Below are 16216 nucleotides of genomic sequence, written 5' to 3'. Positions count from 1 at the left end.
GAATGAAAACCTACAATTTCGACCCTACCAAGTTAGCCAAGTTGGAGTTCCTACTGGCTCACACTTTCAGTTTTCTCCATGAAAAGCGGGACAGGGCCGAACTCGATCAATTCCGTGCCAAATTCCTCCCAATTCTTCGCGATGTATATTATCAGGTTTTGGTACCCAAGATTGACGAACGCCAGCATGAGGCGATCTCTGAAGCTGATCCATGGGACCTGGATTTGTCTCCGGAGCGAGCTATCGAACGCCTGGCTGAGATATTCAAAGCTTAAGCTTCAAACTATCACTACCGCGTCGATGGAACGCCTGCAGGAGTCCGCGCCACATTGAGCGGCCCGACGGCCGCTCAGGATCACGAGAGACCGTCGGGCCTGACCGGCGCGGGTTCAAAGGCGGGGGAGCACCGGCCGGCGAATTGTAGGCTGTATATTCGTTGTTACTAATTTAGTAAAATTGTCGTGTTCCGTTCCCCTGGCCGTCAAATCGGATGAGCATCGAGGCGACTCCATCCCCAAAGGGGGTGTGTGCGGGCGAGCGCGCGGGGGAGCTGACAGGCCGGATTCGCAAAATTCACAATAAAGCGTACACTTCCAAAGTCGTCCGTACCCGATTGAGGCATTGCGGATGCTTGGGAGCTGGCAGTGCTTCCGCCCTAGGTCGTGTGGACTCTTGGGATTCCCAAGAGTGAGCAAATCAGATTGAAGGCTGTCTTTTGGAGACAGCCATGGGTGTTCTCGACCGTCTGATTTTTCGTGACGACCAGTGGGAGCACATGTCGGCGCACATCATCGGCGACCAGCGGACGCGGGGTTCGTCGGGCTGCGACAATCGCGTGTTCGTGGAAGCGGTGCTTTGGATCGTGCGCACGGGCTCGCCCTGGCGCGACCTGCCCGATGCGTTCGGGGATTGGAACAGCGTCTTCCGCCGTTTCAGCCGCTGGAGCCACAAGGGCGTCTGGTGGCGCATCTTCGGCGATGTCGGACGATCCCGACTTCGAATATCTGATCGTCGATTCCACTATCATCCGCGCCCACCAGCACGCTTCGGGTGCCAAAAAAGGGGGTCTGAAGATCAGGCCCTTGGCCGTTCGCGCGGTGGCCTGAGCATCAAGATCCACATGGCCGTCCGAGGCCTTGGGTGCTCGGTGCGCTTCACCCTAACGGCCGGCCAACGCGGCGACTGCCCGCAAGCATAGACCTTGATCGAGGGATTGCCCGCAAAGGTCGTTATGGGCGACGCCGCCTACGACGCCGATCCCTTGCGCCGGGAAATCGCAGACAAGGGCGCCATCGCCGTCATTTCCAACAACCCGTCACGCGCGCGCAAATACCCAATCGACAAGCACCTTTATGCCAGCATCATCTGATCGAATGCAGCTTCCCTAAGCTCAAGCAGTTCAGACGCGTCGCGACACGATTCGACAAGACAGCCAGAAACTACCTCGCCGTCGTCACCATCGCCGCAACTGTGCTCTGGCTAAGGTAAGTGTCCGCACGACCTAGTCGCTGACCGGTCCATCGACAATCCCGGAGGTCGGCAGAATTCCAAAATCCTGTGACTTGGCGCCTTGTGCTGCCGTCAAAAATCCGTCTGCGTGGAGACCGCGCCGTAGCAATTCTCTCACGGCCGCCGAACGGCTTGGCATGCGCCTTTCGAAGCGCCAGTTTTCCAATGCCGCCAATTCGTCGGCAGTCAGCATGATCTGCAGTCGTTCGGGTCTTTCCAGTTCGGCCATTTCTGCCTCCAGCCGCAAAGTTAGTATTTACCTAGTTAGACGTAGAGTTAGGAAAACGCTCACCAAACGTCAAGGCCGGTTCATGCGCCATCGGCGTGGAACGTTCACAGTGATCGCAAAGCGTCGATGGTGCAATCTACGAGATATTCTAACTATTTGATTTTACATACGATTTTATGGTTTTCGCTTGCTATTCGGGCCGATATGGCACATGCTGGTCATGAGGGACAAACCGCTCCTGCGAGAGAGGGTTTTCCATGAGATACCGTTATTCAGCTCATTTATGTCACGACGTCGACCTGCAGGTTCGGGCCACCGCCCGGTCCGAGGGCATAGTCAATGTCACTGCGGTGGCGGAGGCGGTTCGGCTGCGAAACCTCGCGGAAAACGTTGCGCTTGAAGATATCGAGTGCCTTGTGCTGCATGCGGCCCAGTTCTGCGGGGCGGCCATGGAATTCGACAGCCACGCCATTTTTGAATCAGGCAACATCGCTCGACTCTCAGGCAATTGCTACGCTCTGTCTGGGGGCGGCAATCCCAGTGTTCTGGAGGAAAGTGCCGTTTCGCCCTTTGCTTACCAAACGCACTAGGTCTGACCAGCGTCAGCACGGTCGCAAGGGCGGCAAAGGGCTCAGCTTCACGGCTGCGACGAAATTCCTTCAATCGACCACGATATCAGTCATTGAAGCCTGGACGAAGTACAGCGGCGCCTCGAGCGTCCAAGTGACGCCTTGCTCGTGGAACTCCAGCCGCCCGCTGCCGCTGAGTGCCTGCGGCGCCACTCTCTCAAGGACGACGGATCCGAATCCGCGCCGCCTGACAGCGTCCAGGATCGGCCCGCCCACCTCACGCCAGACCAGTCGAAAGACATCGGCGCCGTCGCCGGCAGGGACCACATCCCAATCGATTTCGACGCGTCCGTCGCCGCAAGACAGCGCTCCATGCTTTGCCGAATTGGTGGCGAGCTCGTGGAAGGCGATGCCGAGATATTGCACGGCATTTGGCTGCAGCAGCACCATCGGCCCGACCATCGACACGCGCTGCTGCGCTGCGAAGGGCTTGAGCTGTGCCTGGGCCAGATCGCCGACGGTCGCGCCGCGCCAGTCGGCATTGACCAGAAGATCATGGGATTCCGAAAGCGCCGTGATGCGCTCGCGAACCTGCCCCAGGAAAGCCTCGGGCGTGCTGGTCAGCTTGCTGGTCTCGCGGATCATCGAAATGATCACCGAATATTGGTTCTTCACGCGATGGTTGACCTCGCGCATGAGCAGCCTGATGCGCCGTTCGCTCTCCTTGTGGGAACTGATGTCGCGCGCGATCTTGGAGGCGCCGACGACCCGCCCGATGGCGTCGCGGATCGGGGAGATGGTGAGCGAAACCGGGACGAGGGTGCCGTCCTTGCGCAGGCGCATCGTCTCATAGGTCGGGACGCGCTCGCCGAGGCGGATGCGACTGATGATCGAGGCTTCCTCGCCGAGACGGTCGGGTGGAATGAGGATGGTCACCGGGCGGCCGATCGCCTCGGCGGGGGCGTAGCCGAACAAGCGTTCTGCCGCATCGTTCCAACTGGTGATGATGCCGTTCATGTCCTTCGAGACGATGGCGTCCATCGATGACTCGACAATGGCGGCGAGACGCATGCGGGCTTCGTCGCCCAGCGTCTGCGTGCGCAGGTCGAGCAGCGTGTTGATGGCGCCGACAACATTGCCCGCTGCGTCGCGAAGCAGGCGTGGGTGAGCCCTGAACGGAACGAGTTCGCCATCCGGCCGCTCCGCGATCGCCTGGTCCCACGAAACATCACGTCGTTCGCGCAGCGCCACGGCCATCGGACATTCGCCATGCGCCATTGGCCGGCCATCGAGCTGGCGAAGCTTCCACGCGCCGCACCACTGATCCTGACCGATGACGGGACGACGGCCCCACATCTCGGCTGCGGCTTCGTTGAAGAAGGTGATGCGGCCCTGCTTGTCGACGGTGTAGATGGCAACGGGCAGCGACTGCAGCAGATCGGCAGAGGGAACACCCGGAACTCCGAGGCCTGTTTGAACGAAGTCCACCTACTGCTGCGCCATTCTGGTGATTGTGCGGACATAGAATGCGGCAGAGCGATTTCGGTTCCCGCCGCCTCATTGCGTGGCACCGCCTTCCGCCGCCCTCTTGCCGCGACAATGCTCGACGCGGCAACAGGGCCGCACGCCGGGTGGCGCTAGATGCGCCCGAGCAGGACCAGGATGATGACAATGAGCAGCACAAGGCCTAGGCCGCCGCCGCCATAGTAGCCCGTGCCATAGAACGGCCCGCCACCCAGGCCGCTCAACCCGCCAAGCAAGGCAATGATCAAAATGATGATGAGAATGGTGCCAAGGCTCATGGTGGTTCTCCCTGTTTGCGCACACACGCCATTTACAAGGGCACGTCCATGCGCCCGGCGATGAACATGAACTCGCAAGAGGCCGTTCCTGTTCCACCGGCAGGGCGCCCTGGCGAACCGGAAGTCGACCCGGGCTTGGGGAACCAAGAGACCAAGACCCCGTTGCTTATTCGAGTTCAGTCCCTTCTTCGGTGGTTACGCGGTCGCCCACGCCATTCACGCGTAAGCCACTCACCAGGCGGAGATTTAGATGCGGTATGGAGAGATGTTTGCCAATCTTGCGGCGCTCCTGCTGTTGGCCCTGACGGTTGGCACCATCTTCCTTCTGTTCGGCGAACCGCTATGGCCACAGCGGCACGCAAACATGGTGCGGGTGCCGGAACTGGATGCCGTCACGACCGCATCGACACGCAAGACTTGCGCCCCCGTGCCGTGCCTGCCCGACACCTTCGAAGCAGACATGCTGCCTTCCCGTCCCAAGGAATGAGCGTATGTCGCATCGATTGGCCGGATCCGCGGCCCGGCTCGGGCTTTCGACCGAAACTTTGTCTCCAGCACAATGAGCAACCGGCATGCCAGCGGTTTTCTTGGAACAAGCCACACCCGATGGCGTTAACCGACTAGGCGATCCCGCTGCGCATGGCGTGGGTCAGGGTAGCGTCAGAGGTAATCTATCGTGAAAAGGAGACAATCATGAGAATGTATCTTTCCACTGCAGCTGCCGGATTTCTGCTGCTCGCAGGCGTCGGCGCCGCTGCCGCTCAGGACGTGATCATCGCGCCTGAACAGGAGACCGTCATCCGGGAATATGTGGAAAAGCAGCCGCTCGCATCGGTGGAAATCCCTGGGGTGGAGCTCAATATCGGCTCAACGCTGCCCGACACGGTCGAGCTTCATGAGGTCCCCGACCTCGAATACCGCTACGTAGTCGTCGACAACCAGACCGTTGTCGTTGATCCAGGCACACGTAAGATCGTCAAAATCATTCGGTGACCGTCGCCGCTGAAAGGCCCGTTACTTTGGCAGGCGGCGGGGCTCCAGCGGCACAAGGTGTGCGTCGTCGCAATGGAGGCTCCGGGTTTGGCTGAAGTGACGTCGCTGCGCTCAGGGTGATTGCGAGATCGCGGATTTGAAACCGCGAGAGGAACTCATGCGCTTGTCGTCCGTTCATGCTGCAAGGCCGCGTGAATCGGAGGACGACGCATGAACGCGACAGGCCTCGATGTCTTCGACAAGACGCTTCTGACAACCCATACCTGGCTCGACGAGTTGATGGAGGAACTCGGCCCTGATCGGCAGCTCTCCTGGAGGGTGCTCTCGGTCGTGCTGCAAACGCTGCGTGACTGGTTGCCTCTGGGACTTGCCGTGCATCTCGGCGCTGAATTTCCGCTTCTGGTGCGGGGCGCCTATTACGATCAGTTCGAGCCGGCAAAGCAGCCAGGCGACTCGGATCGGGACGAATTTGTCGCCGAAGTCGCGGACCGCCTGTCCGATACGCGGTCCATCGACGCCAGTGACGCTATCCGTTTGGTTTTCGCGACGCTGTCCCGGCATGTCTCGCGCGGTCAGGTCGCGAAGGTCCAGGCCACATTGCCGGTAAAGCTGCGCGCGATGTGGCGCGCGGCCGAAGAACGGGTCGTCCCGCCTGCTCGAGGCGTAGCCGCAATTGTGCGCCGCCAAGGTGACGGACGACGAGCCGGGCGAGCGCTTCATATTGCCACTTCCGGCCTTGTCGGCCCGCCACGACGCGATAATTTTTTCTGAGGGCGTGGGCACTTGATCGATGAAAAGGAGCCGACCATGAAACACCAGACACTCGACCAACTGCAGGCAATCGCGGAGGTCAAGCCCTCGGCGACATATCCGACCATGACCCGAAGGCAGCGGATCGAGCGTTGGGCAGAGCTTCTCGAACAAAATCCGCAGCGCTGCCTCGGAGCGCTTACAGGCACCGAATATCTCACTCCCGAAGCCCGTGCCGTGGCGCGCGGTGCGGGATCGCCGATCACCGTTGCTTTCGAGGACCCCGTGCTGCGCACTCAGGGCCTGAAAGACGACACCTACGGGGAGGCGAAGCGCTTCTTCGAAGTGAGTGACTGGCAATTGCACGACATCGTCTGCCATTGCCATGTCGGTGCCACGATGCAGGCGCGATGGGCCGCCGCCAGGGTCCGCCGGACAATCGACGGGAACAGATTTCTTGGTTGGCTAAGGGCGGCGCTAGCGCATTGACCCCGCGCAGCATGGCGATAAGCCATGCTCTCGAAAGGGGGCGCCGGGCTTGCCAGGCAGCATGGGATCGCTGCCCAAGTCCGGCCTCGATCGCGCAAGAAGACGCGCCGAGGCAGGCATCGTCCTCGTTATGGCCTGAGCTCGAAATCTGCATGCCGTTTCGATCGAAACAGGGTTCCCGATCGGTCTTTGCGCTCACCTGACGCGGATCGGCGGCTACCGTGTCGCGCATCCGCCGGACGAGCATGAGATTGGCATCGCGCCGCAGTAGATCGCAGGCCGGCTGAACTCAGCCTCGCAGGGGATCATATCCTTTGGCCCTGCTATCGTAGGCGCTTTGCAGGGATTCGCGGAATGATCTCAGCCACGTCCCGGCAGGGACGGCTCGGTGCGTGCTGTAAGAACGCTGTTGGTGGAATGGCCTGACAGAATCGTCGCAGGCGAGCGTCTGCAGGATCAGGCAGCGGCGGGCGTTCCTCCGTGCGGATCGAACAGCTCGCCCGTCCGGAGCATCGTATGCATGATCACTGCCAGCTTGCGCGCCAGGGCCACGGCGGCTCGTTTGAAGCCGAGCCGTTCTTTCAGCTCCAACGCCCAGGTTCGCAGGGTGCTGGTATCCGTCGACCGGTTCAGGATGACCGCGGCCGCTTCGTATAGCAGTCCGCGCAACTGATTGTCGCCACGGCGCGAGATATCGCCGGCTATTTTCCCGCATTAGGGTAATTTCGGCGTGCATACGCCCGACCCGCGCACTAAACGCCCGACAAGAACTCCGCGCAACAGATTCAAATGTCGGGTTTTCTTTACTAGCGAATCGTAATTGCCGCACCAAAGACGCATTTCCAAGAACAGGTTTTGTATTCTTGGCGACAGTCTCTACCCCTGCTGGTCTTACACAGACTGTAGACTTGCGCACAATCCGAACCGCAGCTTTTATGCTCGCCGGCGTCCGCTAGGACGCTTTCATCGATATTGGCCATGGAAGTCACACTACATTGATGAGTATAACCTGGTAGGCCCGATGACGCGGTGATGTCGCTGCATTGTTCGGCGCCAATCGCCGATACATTTACAAAGACAATAAAACCGAGAGAAACTAAGCTTAGAATTGATACGCGGCGCATGGTTGCTCCTCTTTAATTATTATCTAATCTTTCGTTGTTTTTAAAAAAATCATTGTCGATTGAAGATACTCCTTAACTCATATGTCGACGGATTAATTATCTCGATGGCGGTGCTGCTGTCTTGTGCTATGTTTTGTTCAGCCTGCTGCAATAATTGCAGCGGTGATGCCGGAGGCTGCCGATGCGTTATCTGAACTCCGCTCACTATATAGATGTGGTGGCCAAGACCGGTTCGATCCGCGCCGCTGCGGAATTGCTCGCCATAACCTCGACGGCGCTCAACCGGCGTATATTGGCGATGGAGGCCGAACTCGGCGTTGCGATTTTCGAGCGACTGCCTCACGGCGTGCGATTGTCCGGCCCGGGCCAGCTTCTAGTGCATCACATGCGCAACCAGTTATCCGATATGGAGCACGTGAAATCGCAGATTGCAGACCTTGCTGGCGCCCGGCGCGGCCATGTGGCGATCGCCTGCAGCCAGGCGCTATTGCCCTACCATCTGCCGATGCAGATCTCGCTCTACCGCAAAGAACATCCGAATGTGACCTTCGGAGTGCACCTGCGCGACCGGGAGGAGGCCGAGCGTGCCTTGGTCGATCACACGGCCGACATCGCCATCGTATACGAGCCAGCCCGGCTAGCTGCTTTCATGACGCTGATGCGGGTGCACCAGCCGGTGCATGCGGTTATGCGGCCCGATCATCCGCTGGCTTCTCACGAGACGGTGCGGTTGCGCGCTTGCCTCGACTATCCAATCGCGCTTCCCACATCAGGTTACGGCGTGCGCTACCTGCTCGACATCGGGGCGCAATCGTCATCGCTGCAGCTGGAGCCGGTGATTCAGTCGGACAGCTTCGAATTCCTGCGCAACCACGCTATCTCGGAGGATATCATCACGTTCCATTTCCCAATTGGCCTTTCCCACCAGGCGATGACCGGTGACATGATCTCCCGGCCGCTCGACCCGCGTGACGTGCCCGCTGGCATGCTCTATGTCGGCCAACTCAAGGGCCGCACCCTACCGGTGGCCGCTGCCCGTTTCGCCGACCAGCTTTCCGCCTCGCTGGCGCAGCAGTATGACGTGTCGTGATGGCACCTGCCACTCAGCTTGATGCACCTGGAATAAGGCTGTCGGGGTAGCTGTCTAGCGTTGCCGGTAGGCACACCCGTCAGGCGCGCCGTGGCCGTTGAACCGCCTCGTGTAGAAACGGGCTGCTGCCGGCGCACTGGTGGCGTCAATTTTCGACAGTATCAGTGGCGCAAAAGGAGACCCGTGATTGCCGCGCGCATGCTCCCTCGCCAGTCGCTCCTCGGCCTTGGCGACGTCCTCGCAAATCTCGTCGGGAACCTTTCTTGCGGGACATGGTTGGAGGGTGTGCGGCCAAAGGATTCGGGGCCTGCCATGCCAAGGAGGTTCGCCATGAAGCTGCGCGAATTGCTGGACCAGGTGAAGGACCTGCCGCCGGATACTCTGGTCTGTACCGCCGAGGTGGATGAGGCCTATGCGGCCAACATTGCCCGCATAGAAACCATGGCAAATGCCCGGATCGAAAGCCGCAAACCGGACGGCACCGAAGCTGTCGAACTCGCCAACGGAAACCAGAAGGTTGTCGTAATCCGCTGGTGAGCCGGCTGCTCATGCCGGAACGGTTGTATGTTGGTCACTGAACGCTGAAGGATTTGCAGACCATGTCTCCGGTGTTGAACAAAAAACTCTGCGCCGGCCTGATCGCCGGAATTCTGATCTTCCCGGCCGGCGGCCTTGCTCCGCTAGCAGCCCAGGAAGTCCCGAACGATTTCACCGCGATCGTGCGCCAGAAAATCCCGGCCGTGGTCGCGATAACCTCCCGACAGATTATCCAGGGCCAGACGACGTTGGACGATTTTTTCAGTCCTTTCGCTAACCCCGGACCGGCGCAACCACAGGTGCGCGAGGCTCTTGGCTCCGGATTCGTCATCAGCCCAGACGGCTATATCGTCACCAACAACCATGTTGTTGCCGACGCGACCGAGATCCACGTTGTCTTTTCGGACAAGGAAACGTCACCCGCCCGGCTGGTTGGCCGCGATCCGGGAACCGACATCGCCGTGCTTAAGGTCGATCCGCGGCCCAACATGACGACGACCGCCTGGGGCGACTCCGACGCAGTCCAACCCGGCGCATGGACGATCGCGATCGGCAGTCCGTTCGGACTCGGTGGGAGCGTTACCGTCGGCGTTCTTTCTGCCCGTTCGCGCGACATTCAGGCCGGCCCCTACGACGACTTTCTCCAGACGGATGCCTCGATCAATCGGGGCAATTCCGGCGGTCCGCTGTTCAATGCGCGCGGCGAAGTGATCGGGGTCAATACGGCCATCGTATCTCCCTCAGGCGGCAGCATAGGGATCGGGTTTGCGATACCATCCCGCACCGCCCGAAACGTCGTCGACCAGCTGATCCGCACCGGCAGGATCGAGCGTGGCTTCATCGGGGTGCGTCTTCAGGAGATAACCCCGTCGATTGGCGAGGCGCTTGGCGTATCCGGTAGCAAGGGAGCGCTGGTCGCGTCGGTCGAACCGGGCAGTCCGGCACAGAAGGCGGGCATACAGGCAGGCGACGTGATTACGCGCTTTAACGGCAAGGATATTCGCAGCGTCCACGACCTGACGCTCGCGGCCGCGAGCCAAAAGCCGGGGACAAAGACGACGCTCACCAGGAACCGTGGGGGCAGCCAACAGGAGATAGCCCTGACCATCGGTCAGCGCGACGATGAGGAGGTACAGACCGGCGCCGTTCCAAACCCGCAAGCAGCGGACGCACGCCTCGGACTGTCGCTGAGCCCGATTCCCGACGAAGCGCGGCAGCAACTGCGACTACAGCCGGACACTACAGGCGTGTTCGTGCAAGACGTGGCTCCCAACAGCCTCGCCGCCACAAACGGCCTGCGGCCTGGCGACGTGATCGTTTCGGCCAACAATCGGAATGTGACACAGCCATCGGATATCCAAGAGGAGTGGGCGAAATCACGCCGGCAGAACAAGCCGCTACTGTTTCGCATAGACAGGCAAGGGCAATCGCTTTTCGTTGCCGTTGCCAGATCTTGACGGCAGGGCGTGCGTGTAAGCCCTTCGTCGGGTTGGCCGCCTGCTGCCGCCAGAGACCGGTTCTGGCAGCGGAACAACAGCCGGTCGCGGTCGTTCGTCAAATGAGTCGATCAAGAGGTGGCAGAAAAGGAGGATTCCATGAGCGCCACCGGCCTCGACCTATTCGACAAGACGCTGCAGACCACCAACGTCTGGCTCGACGAGATCATGGCCGAGAAGGGACCGGATCGGCAGGTCGCATGGCACGTTCTGGGAGCAGTGCTCCACGCCCTGCAAGACCGCATGCAGCCGGATCTTGCAGCCCACCTCGGCTCGCAATTGCCGCGTCGCGGAAGCTCAGCAAGCGGCGTGAAATGGCGCAGGAACCTAGGCGGTTTCGGCCGTAACGCTCCCTGGGAAGTGCAAATGCCACTAACCCTTGTCAACCCTGATACGGAGTTGGTCGCAACTCCGCGCAAGACCGGGTTGATGCCGGGCCGTGTCGGTCACCGTTTTTCTTTTCTACAGTATTGCCGGCGCAAGCGGTGTTCGAGCCGGACCGTGGATGACCGACCCGTCGGCGGCGAAGATCGACCCGTGGCAAGGGCAATCCCAAGTGTTGTCGGCATTGTTCCAGGTCACGGTGCAGCCCTTGTGGGTGCATGTCGCCGAGACGGAGTGGAGCTCGCCCTCAGCGTCTCTCCACGCCGCGATCTTTTCGTCGCCCCTGACGATCACGCCGCCTGCTCCGGGTGCAATGTCGTCGGCGCTTGAGACGATCGATTGGCTGCGGCCGTTTTTGTGGAAGTCCTCGGGATAAGAGCGCGCCGGATCGTAGAGCTCTTGCCATGGGCTTGGCCGGGCACAGATCAAATCCGCAATCATCGTGCCAGCGGCCGTTCCGTTGGTAATGCCCCAGGCGTTGAACCCCGTGGCAATGTGGAAGCCGGCGGCCTTGGCGGGATCGGGTTCGCCGGCATACGGCACCCGGTCTGCCGTATCGTAGTCCTCGTTACACCAGCGCCACGCAACGTCGCCGATCGGAAGGTTCCTTCTTGCCCATTTTTCCAGCTTGATGAACCGCTTTGCCACGTCCCCGTCTTGGCCGGTATCGAATTTGGGACCGAGCGTGACCAGCAGCGGACCCTCGGTGTCGCGGCCTGTGCGAATGGAATGCGTGGGATCGTCGATGCCGATGAACATGCCGTCGACGGCGAGGGGGTCCTCGATCCGAAATGCCATGGCGGTGTGGCAGCGCGGCTGGGTCCGGTTCGCCATGCCGATGGGGCTCTTCACAGTCAAGTTGGTGGCGACGACCACATGCTCGGCATGAACGGTGCCGCTGTCGGTGACGACGCGCCAGCGGCTCGCCTCGCCGATCGAGGTGGCACGGCTGTTCTCGAAAATCCGTCCGCCACGGGCCGTAACCGCTTGAGCCAGCCCAACCAGATACATCGCCGGGTTGAACTGGGCCTGGTCGGAAAAGCGCAGAGCGGCGGCCGTCTCGAAAGGGAGCGGCGCCCGGTCGAGAATATCGGCATTCAAGCCGACCTGACGCGCGGCGTCTGCCTCGGCCACGATCTCCGCGCGCCGGCCGGTATCGCAGGTGTAGGTGTAGGCGTCCTTGGTCTCGAAATCGCAGGGGATGGCATAATTGCGAACCCATTCCCGGATCTGGACGGCGCCGGCGGAATTCGCATCGGCGTAGGCTTGCGCCAGTTCCCGGCCGATGGTGTCGATAAGATGACGATAAATCAGAGCGTGCTGCGTCGTGATCTTGGCTGTCGAGCGGCCGGTCACCTGGCCGCCCGTCCGCAGGCCTTCGATGACAATCACCGACCGACCGGCCTCGCAAAGGCGAAGCGCGGTGGTGAGCCCGACAATACCTGCACCCACGACAACCGCGTCAGCATGGACCGAGCCTTCGAGCGGAGGATAGCTCGTAGCCATGGCTGCTGGCGTCCAGCAGCTTCCCGGTTGTCCCAAAAGAATAGCCATTTCAACCGCGTTCCTTGTGCTTCGACCCACTGGCGCTGACCTTTCGATAACTGCCTCTGCACGGGAACGTTCCCTGGATCGCCGATCCGGCGGTGATCGGGGCTTCTAAAGCAGCCGCTTGTTGGATTGGGGGCCTTCATTCGGGTGATGACAGCCGCACAGTGTCCTCGCCACCATAGCCTTAAATTGTGCGTCGGCTGCGTTGATGTGCTCATGAAAAGATGGTAACGCGACATTAAAGAATGTTTCGGGACGTTACCTGGGGCGGGGCGAATGGGACTTGGGATACCGCGGGCGTGGTTGTGTGCTGGCCTGCTGACAGGCTTGATGTTGTCCGTGACGCCGATGGAGAAAGCTTCGGCCGACGGAGTGCTTGGCGCCATGGCCATCGGGCAGCGGACCTCCGCCCCTGTCGGCTACATTGAATTCTGCCGAAGGCGTGCCGCGGAATGCAGGATACGATCAGGCAATGTTCCTCCAGTGGTTATGAGCGCAGGACTGGAAGATCAGCTCGCGTCCGTCACCAGGCTCGTGAACATATCGATCAAGCCCGCGAGCGATCTTGCCGTTCATGGAACGATGGAATTCTGGTCCTATCCTGACAACGCGCAGGGCGACTGCGAGGACTACGTCCTGCTTAAGCGCCAGATGCTCGAGCTGCAGGGCATATCGCTTTCGAACCTGCTGATCACCGTCGTCAAAAAGAAGGACGGCGAGGGACACGCAGTGTTGACGGTCAAGACCGACCAGGGCGACTACGTGCTCGACAACCTCAACAACGACGTGAAGCTTTGGTCGGAAACTGGATACAGGTTTCTGAAAAGGCAATCGTCCACGGATACCGGGCGCTGGGTCGCGATACGTGGACATCCCGATGTTCTGGTCGGGGCAGTCGACTGAACCTTTCGAATTTGCGACTGGACGACGCTTGGCGCTCCCGCGCCATGTCCGCAATGTCAAGCTTCGACACAGGTCGTGTGAACGCGATTGGCGTGGCTGGCTTGGACGGTCTCCGGTCGGCGCTAAAGCTCTGTGCCAGGAGGGGGTTGCAGTCGAGCACAGACCTCATGCCACAAGTCGCACAGGCAACTTTGCGAGAGCGCGGATGCCTGGGCGCTTGCGCCATTCGATTTTCCGCGCCTTGTCGTCCAGGCGCATGTTTGGAAAGCGCGTGAAAAGGCGTTCGAAAGCGACCGCGGCCTCCGCCCGGGCGAGTTGGAAGCCGAGGCAGAAATGTGCGCCCGTGCCGAAGGAGAGATGCGGGTTCGGGTGGCGCGTAATGTCGAAACGGTGCGGATCTTCAAACTTGGCCGGGTCGCTGTTTGCCGCCGTGAGGAATGCCGCGAACATGTCGCCGCGGCGAAATTGCCGTTCCTGCCAGACCATGTCGCGGGTCGCAAAGCGCGGCTTGGTCATTTGAACCGGTGATACGTAGCGCAGACACTCCTCGATGCAGGTGGGCATCAGCTTGGGTTCGCCCTGCAGCCTGGCGCGTTGGTCCTCATGCGATAATAGTGCGAGCAGTCCGCCGGAAATCAGATGGGTCGTGGTTTCCTGCCCGGCGCCGAAGAGCAGGAAAATCATCGAGACCAGCTCGTCCTGGCTGAGTTTCTGCCCGTCGGTTTCGGCATCGCGGAGCGCGGTGATCAATCCGGCAGGCAGCGCACCGCCTCCCGGTCGCGAGACGCGGCGAAGATACCGCACAACCCGGATCACGCCGGGAACGGCGCGGATGACCGCTCCGATATTGGCCGTGTCCTTCAGCCCTCCCAGCCAGTTCTTGAATCGATTGTGATCCTGCTCCGGCAGGCCGAGCATTGCACAGATGACCGCAAGCGGCAGATCGCGGCAAAGTTCGGCCATGAGATCGACCTCGGTTCTTCCCTCCAGCTTGTCGAGAAGCCGATCGGCAATTTCGGTGATCATCGGCTTCATGGCCTCGATCGTTCGGCGCTGGAACGCCTGATCGACCAGGCCGCGCAGGCGGCGGTGCTCTGGGTCGTCGTGGCCGAGCATGTTCAGCGCAAGAAGGCTGATCGTCCTCGGCAGGACACTCAATATCCGCGCCTGCGTCCTGCTCCCTGCGTTGGCGGGGTCGCGCGCGAAGTTGTCATGGTCTTTCAACAGCATTGCGCAGGCGTCATGTGTGACCGCGAGCCATGTGTGGCCGACAATCGGCAGCTTCATGCGGATAACCGCGCCTTCGGCTCGCATCCGGTCAGCCGTGGGGAAGGGGTTTGCATGGAAACTCGGTGACAGGATGTCGAAATCATGCGTCTGGCCCATGGGCCTCACTCCAGTGCCGGCAGCCAATGTACGGCTATTATGAGGCGCTGCAGCGTCTCTCCGGTCAACCCGTTCGAGTGTTTCGGCGGCCGCAATGTCCACGACACCGCCCGCGCCAAGCCCAACGAGCATGAGCCCCGCACCGCCGCAAGGATGCAGCATCCGGGTTCTTGAAAATCGCTGTGTCTCTGTTACGTTGGACGAAATCGCGAAATGTCCGACATCGGGGTCTGCGTCATGGTCAAGGCAGCGACGAAGAAACCCACAGCTAGCGCAGGTATGGCTGACATGGCTTCGAAGGTGGGTGAGCCGCTTTCGAAGGTCGGTCGGGTAAAGAAGACTGGTGCCTCTGTCCCGATCAGCGCAACCCGTTTCGAAGCTGTCATGAGGGCGGCGGAACTTTCTGGTCTCCTGGGCGCAAAGAGCACAAGGATCGGCGGTCGCATCAGCCCGGCGCTGATTGCAAAAGCAAAGGAGCAGACTGGAATTGAGACTGATACCGACTTGATCGAATTCGCTCTCGCCAGTGTCGCGCTCGACGATAATTTCGGAAAGACATTCACAAAGACGAGGGGAACGGTCGATCCGTCCCTTAAGCTTGGGTTCTGAATGACGGATTTCGATTTCGCCGGGTCTGTCCGCTGGGCACGGCTCGATCCGCAAAAGACGCTGTCGCGCCGCAAGGATGTAGAACTGCCTTTCCTCGGCGATACCGCCGAGGCGGGACAGGAGCTTATGCTTGATAGCTGTGTCTATATCGACGGTCTGCAGGGACGCGCCCCAGATGTTGTGGCCGATCTGCTCGATCTCAGGCTCAGCAATCATTCGACGATTGCTATCCAAGAACTTATGCATGCCGTCGGCATGCTAGACCCCAAGCATCCCGGTACAAAGACGGCAGTCAGGCAGATTGGCGCGACCGTTGGCGGCATGCACCCGCATCGTGTGTTCGCACCAGATCCCGACGTGCTTGGAAAAGCTGCTCTATTGTCAGGCATCCTATGTCGCCTTCAGGGTTACCGGAAAGATGCCCGGCTTCGTGCCCTTCAGGATTGTGTTTTGTTCCTGCAGGCGCAGAAGCTGGGGTTTACGGTCCTTACTGGGAACATCGGCGACTTCGATTATCTTCTTCAACTAATCCCGACCGGGCGGGCGCTATTTTATCGTCGAACGTGATCATCGCTCCATGGCGAGGAGAGCATCATGTCAACGAACCCACCCGCGCGATCAGACTTCATGGATTATCGCACCAACTTCGTCCGTCGCGTCGCAGGTCGCGCGGGCGTACGCGGGAGTATGCCGGCATCATCGGGAACGCGTCATTGCGGCGAGCCGCTCGTGCGAGACGGCCTTCACGCCGCCGAGAAAGCGAAATCGCAGATCGTCCTGCGTCACTTGGGTAAA

At 60.5% G+C, this 16216-nt stretch carries 18 protein-coding genes and 3 pseudogenes; 15 read left to right on the top strand and 6 right to left on the bottom strand.

The window, feature by feature from the left end:
* Window positions 1–2: 2 nt before the first annotated feature.
* The 3 genes from AC0NID_RS29060 (at window position 3) to AC0NID_RS29050 (ending at window position 1369) form a co-directional block, all read left to right on the top strand.
* Window positions 3–275, top strand: a complete 273-nt coding sequence (locus tag AC0NID_RS29060) for a hypothetical protein (protein WP_473457909.1) — start codon at window positions 3–5, stop codon at window positions 273–275.
* Between the two features lie 452 nt (window positions 276–727).
* A complete protein-coding gene (locus tag AC0NID_RS29055; protein WP_474033358.1) occupies window positions 728–1198 on the top strand; it encodes an IS5 family transposase in 471 nt (156 codons plus the stop codon).
* Window positions 1199–1231: 33 nt separating this feature from the next.
* On the top strand, window positions 1232–1369 hold the full coding sequence (locus AC0NID_RS29050; protein WP_474033357.1) for a hypothetical protein: 138 nt from the start codon (window positions 1232–1234) through the stop codon (window positions 1367–1369).
* A 132-nt stretch (window positions 1370–1501) separates the two neighbouring features.
* Here AC0NID_RS29050 and AC0NID_RS29045 read toward each other — a convergent pair whose 3' ends face one another.
* A complete protein-coding gene (locus tag AC0NID_RS29045) occupies window positions 1502–1738 on the bottom strand; it encodes a hypothetical protein (RefSeq protein WP_473457910.1) in 237 nt (78 codons plus the stop codon).
* Between the two features lie 257 nt (window positions 1739–1995).
* Between AC0NID_RS29045 and AC0NID_RS29040 the strand changes: the two genes are divergently transcribed.
* Window positions 1996–2328, top strand: a complete 333-nt coding sequence (locus AC0NID_RS29040) for a hypothetical protein (protein ID WP_473457911.1) — start codon at window positions 1996–1998, stop codon at window positions 2326–2328.
* 69 nt (window positions 2329–2397) lie between these two features.
* Here the strand turns inward: AC0NID_RS29040 and AC0NID_RS29035 are convergent, their stop codons facing one another.
* Together AC0NID_RS29035 and AC0NID_RS29030 are read right to left on the bottom strand one after the other, a co-directional pair.
* The gene (locus tag AC0NID_RS29035) at window positions 2398–3795 is read right to left on the bottom strand and encodes a PAS domain S-box protein (RefSeq protein WP_473457913.1); all 1398 of its coding nucleotides are present in this window, start codon (window positions 3793–3795) and stop codon (window positions 2398–2400) included.
* Window positions 3796–3944: 149 nt separating this feature from the next.
* On the bottom strand, window positions 3945–4109 hold the full coding sequence (locus tag AC0NID_RS29030) for a DUF3309 family protein (protein ID WP_473457914.1): 165 nt from the start codon (window positions 4107–4109) through the stop codon (window positions 3945–3947).
* A 250-nt stretch (window positions 4110–4359) separates the two neighbouring features.
* Between AC0NID_RS29030 and AC0NID_RS29025 the strand changes: the two genes are divergently transcribed.
* The 4 genes and pseudogenes from AC0NID_RS29025 to AC0NID_RS29010 all read left to right on the top strand — a co-directional run bounded on the left by AC0NID_RS29025 (window position 4360) and on the right by AC0NID_RS29010 (window position 6341).
* Window positions 4360–4596, top strand: a complete 237-nt coding sequence (locus AC0NID_RS29025) for a polymerase (RefSeq protein WP_473457915.1) — start codon at window positions 4360–4362, stop codon at window positions 4594–4596.
* Window positions 4597–4802: 206 nt separating this feature from the next.
* On the top strand, window positions 4803–5102 hold the full coding sequence (locus tag AC0NID_RS29020; protein WP_473457916.1) for a DUF1236 domain-containing protein: 300 nt from the start codon (window positions 4803–4805) through the stop codon (window positions 5100–5102).
* Window positions 5103–5312: 210 nt separating this feature from the next.
* Window positions 5313–5726 (top strand): annotated as a pseudogene (locus AC0NID_RS29015) (DUF2267 domain-containing protein); the annotation flags it as partial.
* A 183-nt stretch (window positions 5727–5909) separates the two neighbouring features.
* Window positions 5910–6341 carry a hypothetical protein gene (locus AC0NID_RS29010; RefSeq protein WP_473457918.1) on the top strand — a complete coding sequence of 144 codons (432 nt, stop codon included), beginning with the start codon at window positions 5910–5912 and terminating at the stop codon, window positions 6339–6341.
* Between the two features lie 456 nt (window positions 6342–6797).
* Here AC0NID_RS29010 and AC0NID_RS29005 read toward each other — a convergent pair.
* Window positions 6798–7040 (bottom strand): annotated as a pseudogene (locus AC0NID_RS29005) (IS110 family transposase); the annotation flags it as partial.
* A 606-nt stretch (window positions 7041–7646) separates the two neighbouring features.
* On the opposite strand from AC0NID_RS29005, the gene AC0NID_RS29000 reads away from it, so the two are divergent.
* The 4 genes and pseudogenes from AC0NID_RS29000 to AC0NID_RS28985 form a co-directional block, all read left to right on the top strand.
* Window positions 7647–8555, top strand: coding sequence for a LysR family transcriptional regulator (locus AC0NID_RS29000; protein ID WP_473457919.1), 909 nt, complete (start codon window positions 7647–7649; stop codon window positions 8553–8555).
* Between the two features lie 330 nt (window positions 8556–8885).
* A complete protein-coding gene (locus AC0NID_RS28995) occupies window positions 8886–9092 on the top strand; it encodes a sugar phosphorylase (protein WP_473457921.1) in 207 nt (68 codons plus the stop codon).
* 62 nt (window positions 9093–9154) lie between these two features.
* The gene (locus AC0NID_RS28990) at window positions 9155–10549 is read left to right on the top strand and encodes a Do family serine endopeptidase (protein WP_473457922.1); all 1395 of its coding nucleotides are present in this window, start codon (window positions 9155–9157) and stop codon (window positions 10547–10549) included.
* A 138-nt stretch (window positions 10550–10687) separates the two neighbouring features.
* Window positions 10688–10873, top strand: a pseudogene (locus AC0NID_RS28985) (DUF2267 domain-containing protein); the annotation flags it as partial.
* Between the two features lie 177 nt (window positions 10874–11050).
* Here AC0NID_RS28985 and AC0NID_RS28980 read toward each other — a convergent pair.
* Window positions 11051–12526 carry an FAD-dependent oxidoreductase gene (locus AC0NID_RS28980; RefSeq protein WP_473457923.1) on the bottom strand — a complete coding sequence of 492 codons (1476 nt, stop codon included), beginning with the start codon at window positions 12524–12526 and terminating at the stop codon, window positions 11051–11053.
* A gap of 381 nt (window positions 12527–12907) precedes the next feature.
* On the opposite strand from AC0NID_RS28980, the gene AC0NID_RS28975 reads away from it, so the two are divergent.
* Window positions 12908–13426, top strand: coding sequence for a transglutaminase-like cysteine peptidase (locus AC0NID_RS28975; protein ID WP_473457925.1), 519 nt, complete (start codon window positions 12908–12910; stop codon window positions 13424–13426).
* Window positions 13427–13591: 165 nt separating this feature from the next.
* Here AC0NID_RS28975 and AC0NID_RS28970 read toward each other — a convergent pair whose 3' ends face one another.
* Complete coding sequence (locus AC0NID_RS28970) at window positions 13592–14812, bottom strand: cytochrome P450 family protein (RefSeq protein ID WP_473522366.1); 1221 nt, start codon at window positions 14810–14812, stop codon at window positions 13592–13594.
* Between the two features lie 213 nt (window positions 14813–15025).
* Between AC0NID_RS28970 and AC0NID_RS28965 the strand changes: the two genes are divergently transcribed.
* Window positions 15026–15421, top strand: a complete 396-nt coding sequence (locus tag AC0NID_RS28965; RefSeq protein ID WP_473522367.1) for a hypothetical protein — start codon at window positions 15026–15028, stop codon at window positions 15419–15421.
* Window positions 15422–15988: a type II toxin-antitoxin system VapC family toxin gene (locus AC0NID_RS28960; RefSeq protein WP_473522368.1), complete on the top strand. Its 567-nt coding sequence runs from the start codon at window positions 15422–15424 to the stop codon at window positions 15986–15988.
* The last annotated feature ends 228 nt before the right edge of the window (window positions 15989–16216 follow it).

This window comes from Mesorhizobium sp. WSM4821 (assembly GCF_055901555.1).
This window is presented reverse-complemented; position numbering and strand designations above follow the sequence as displayed.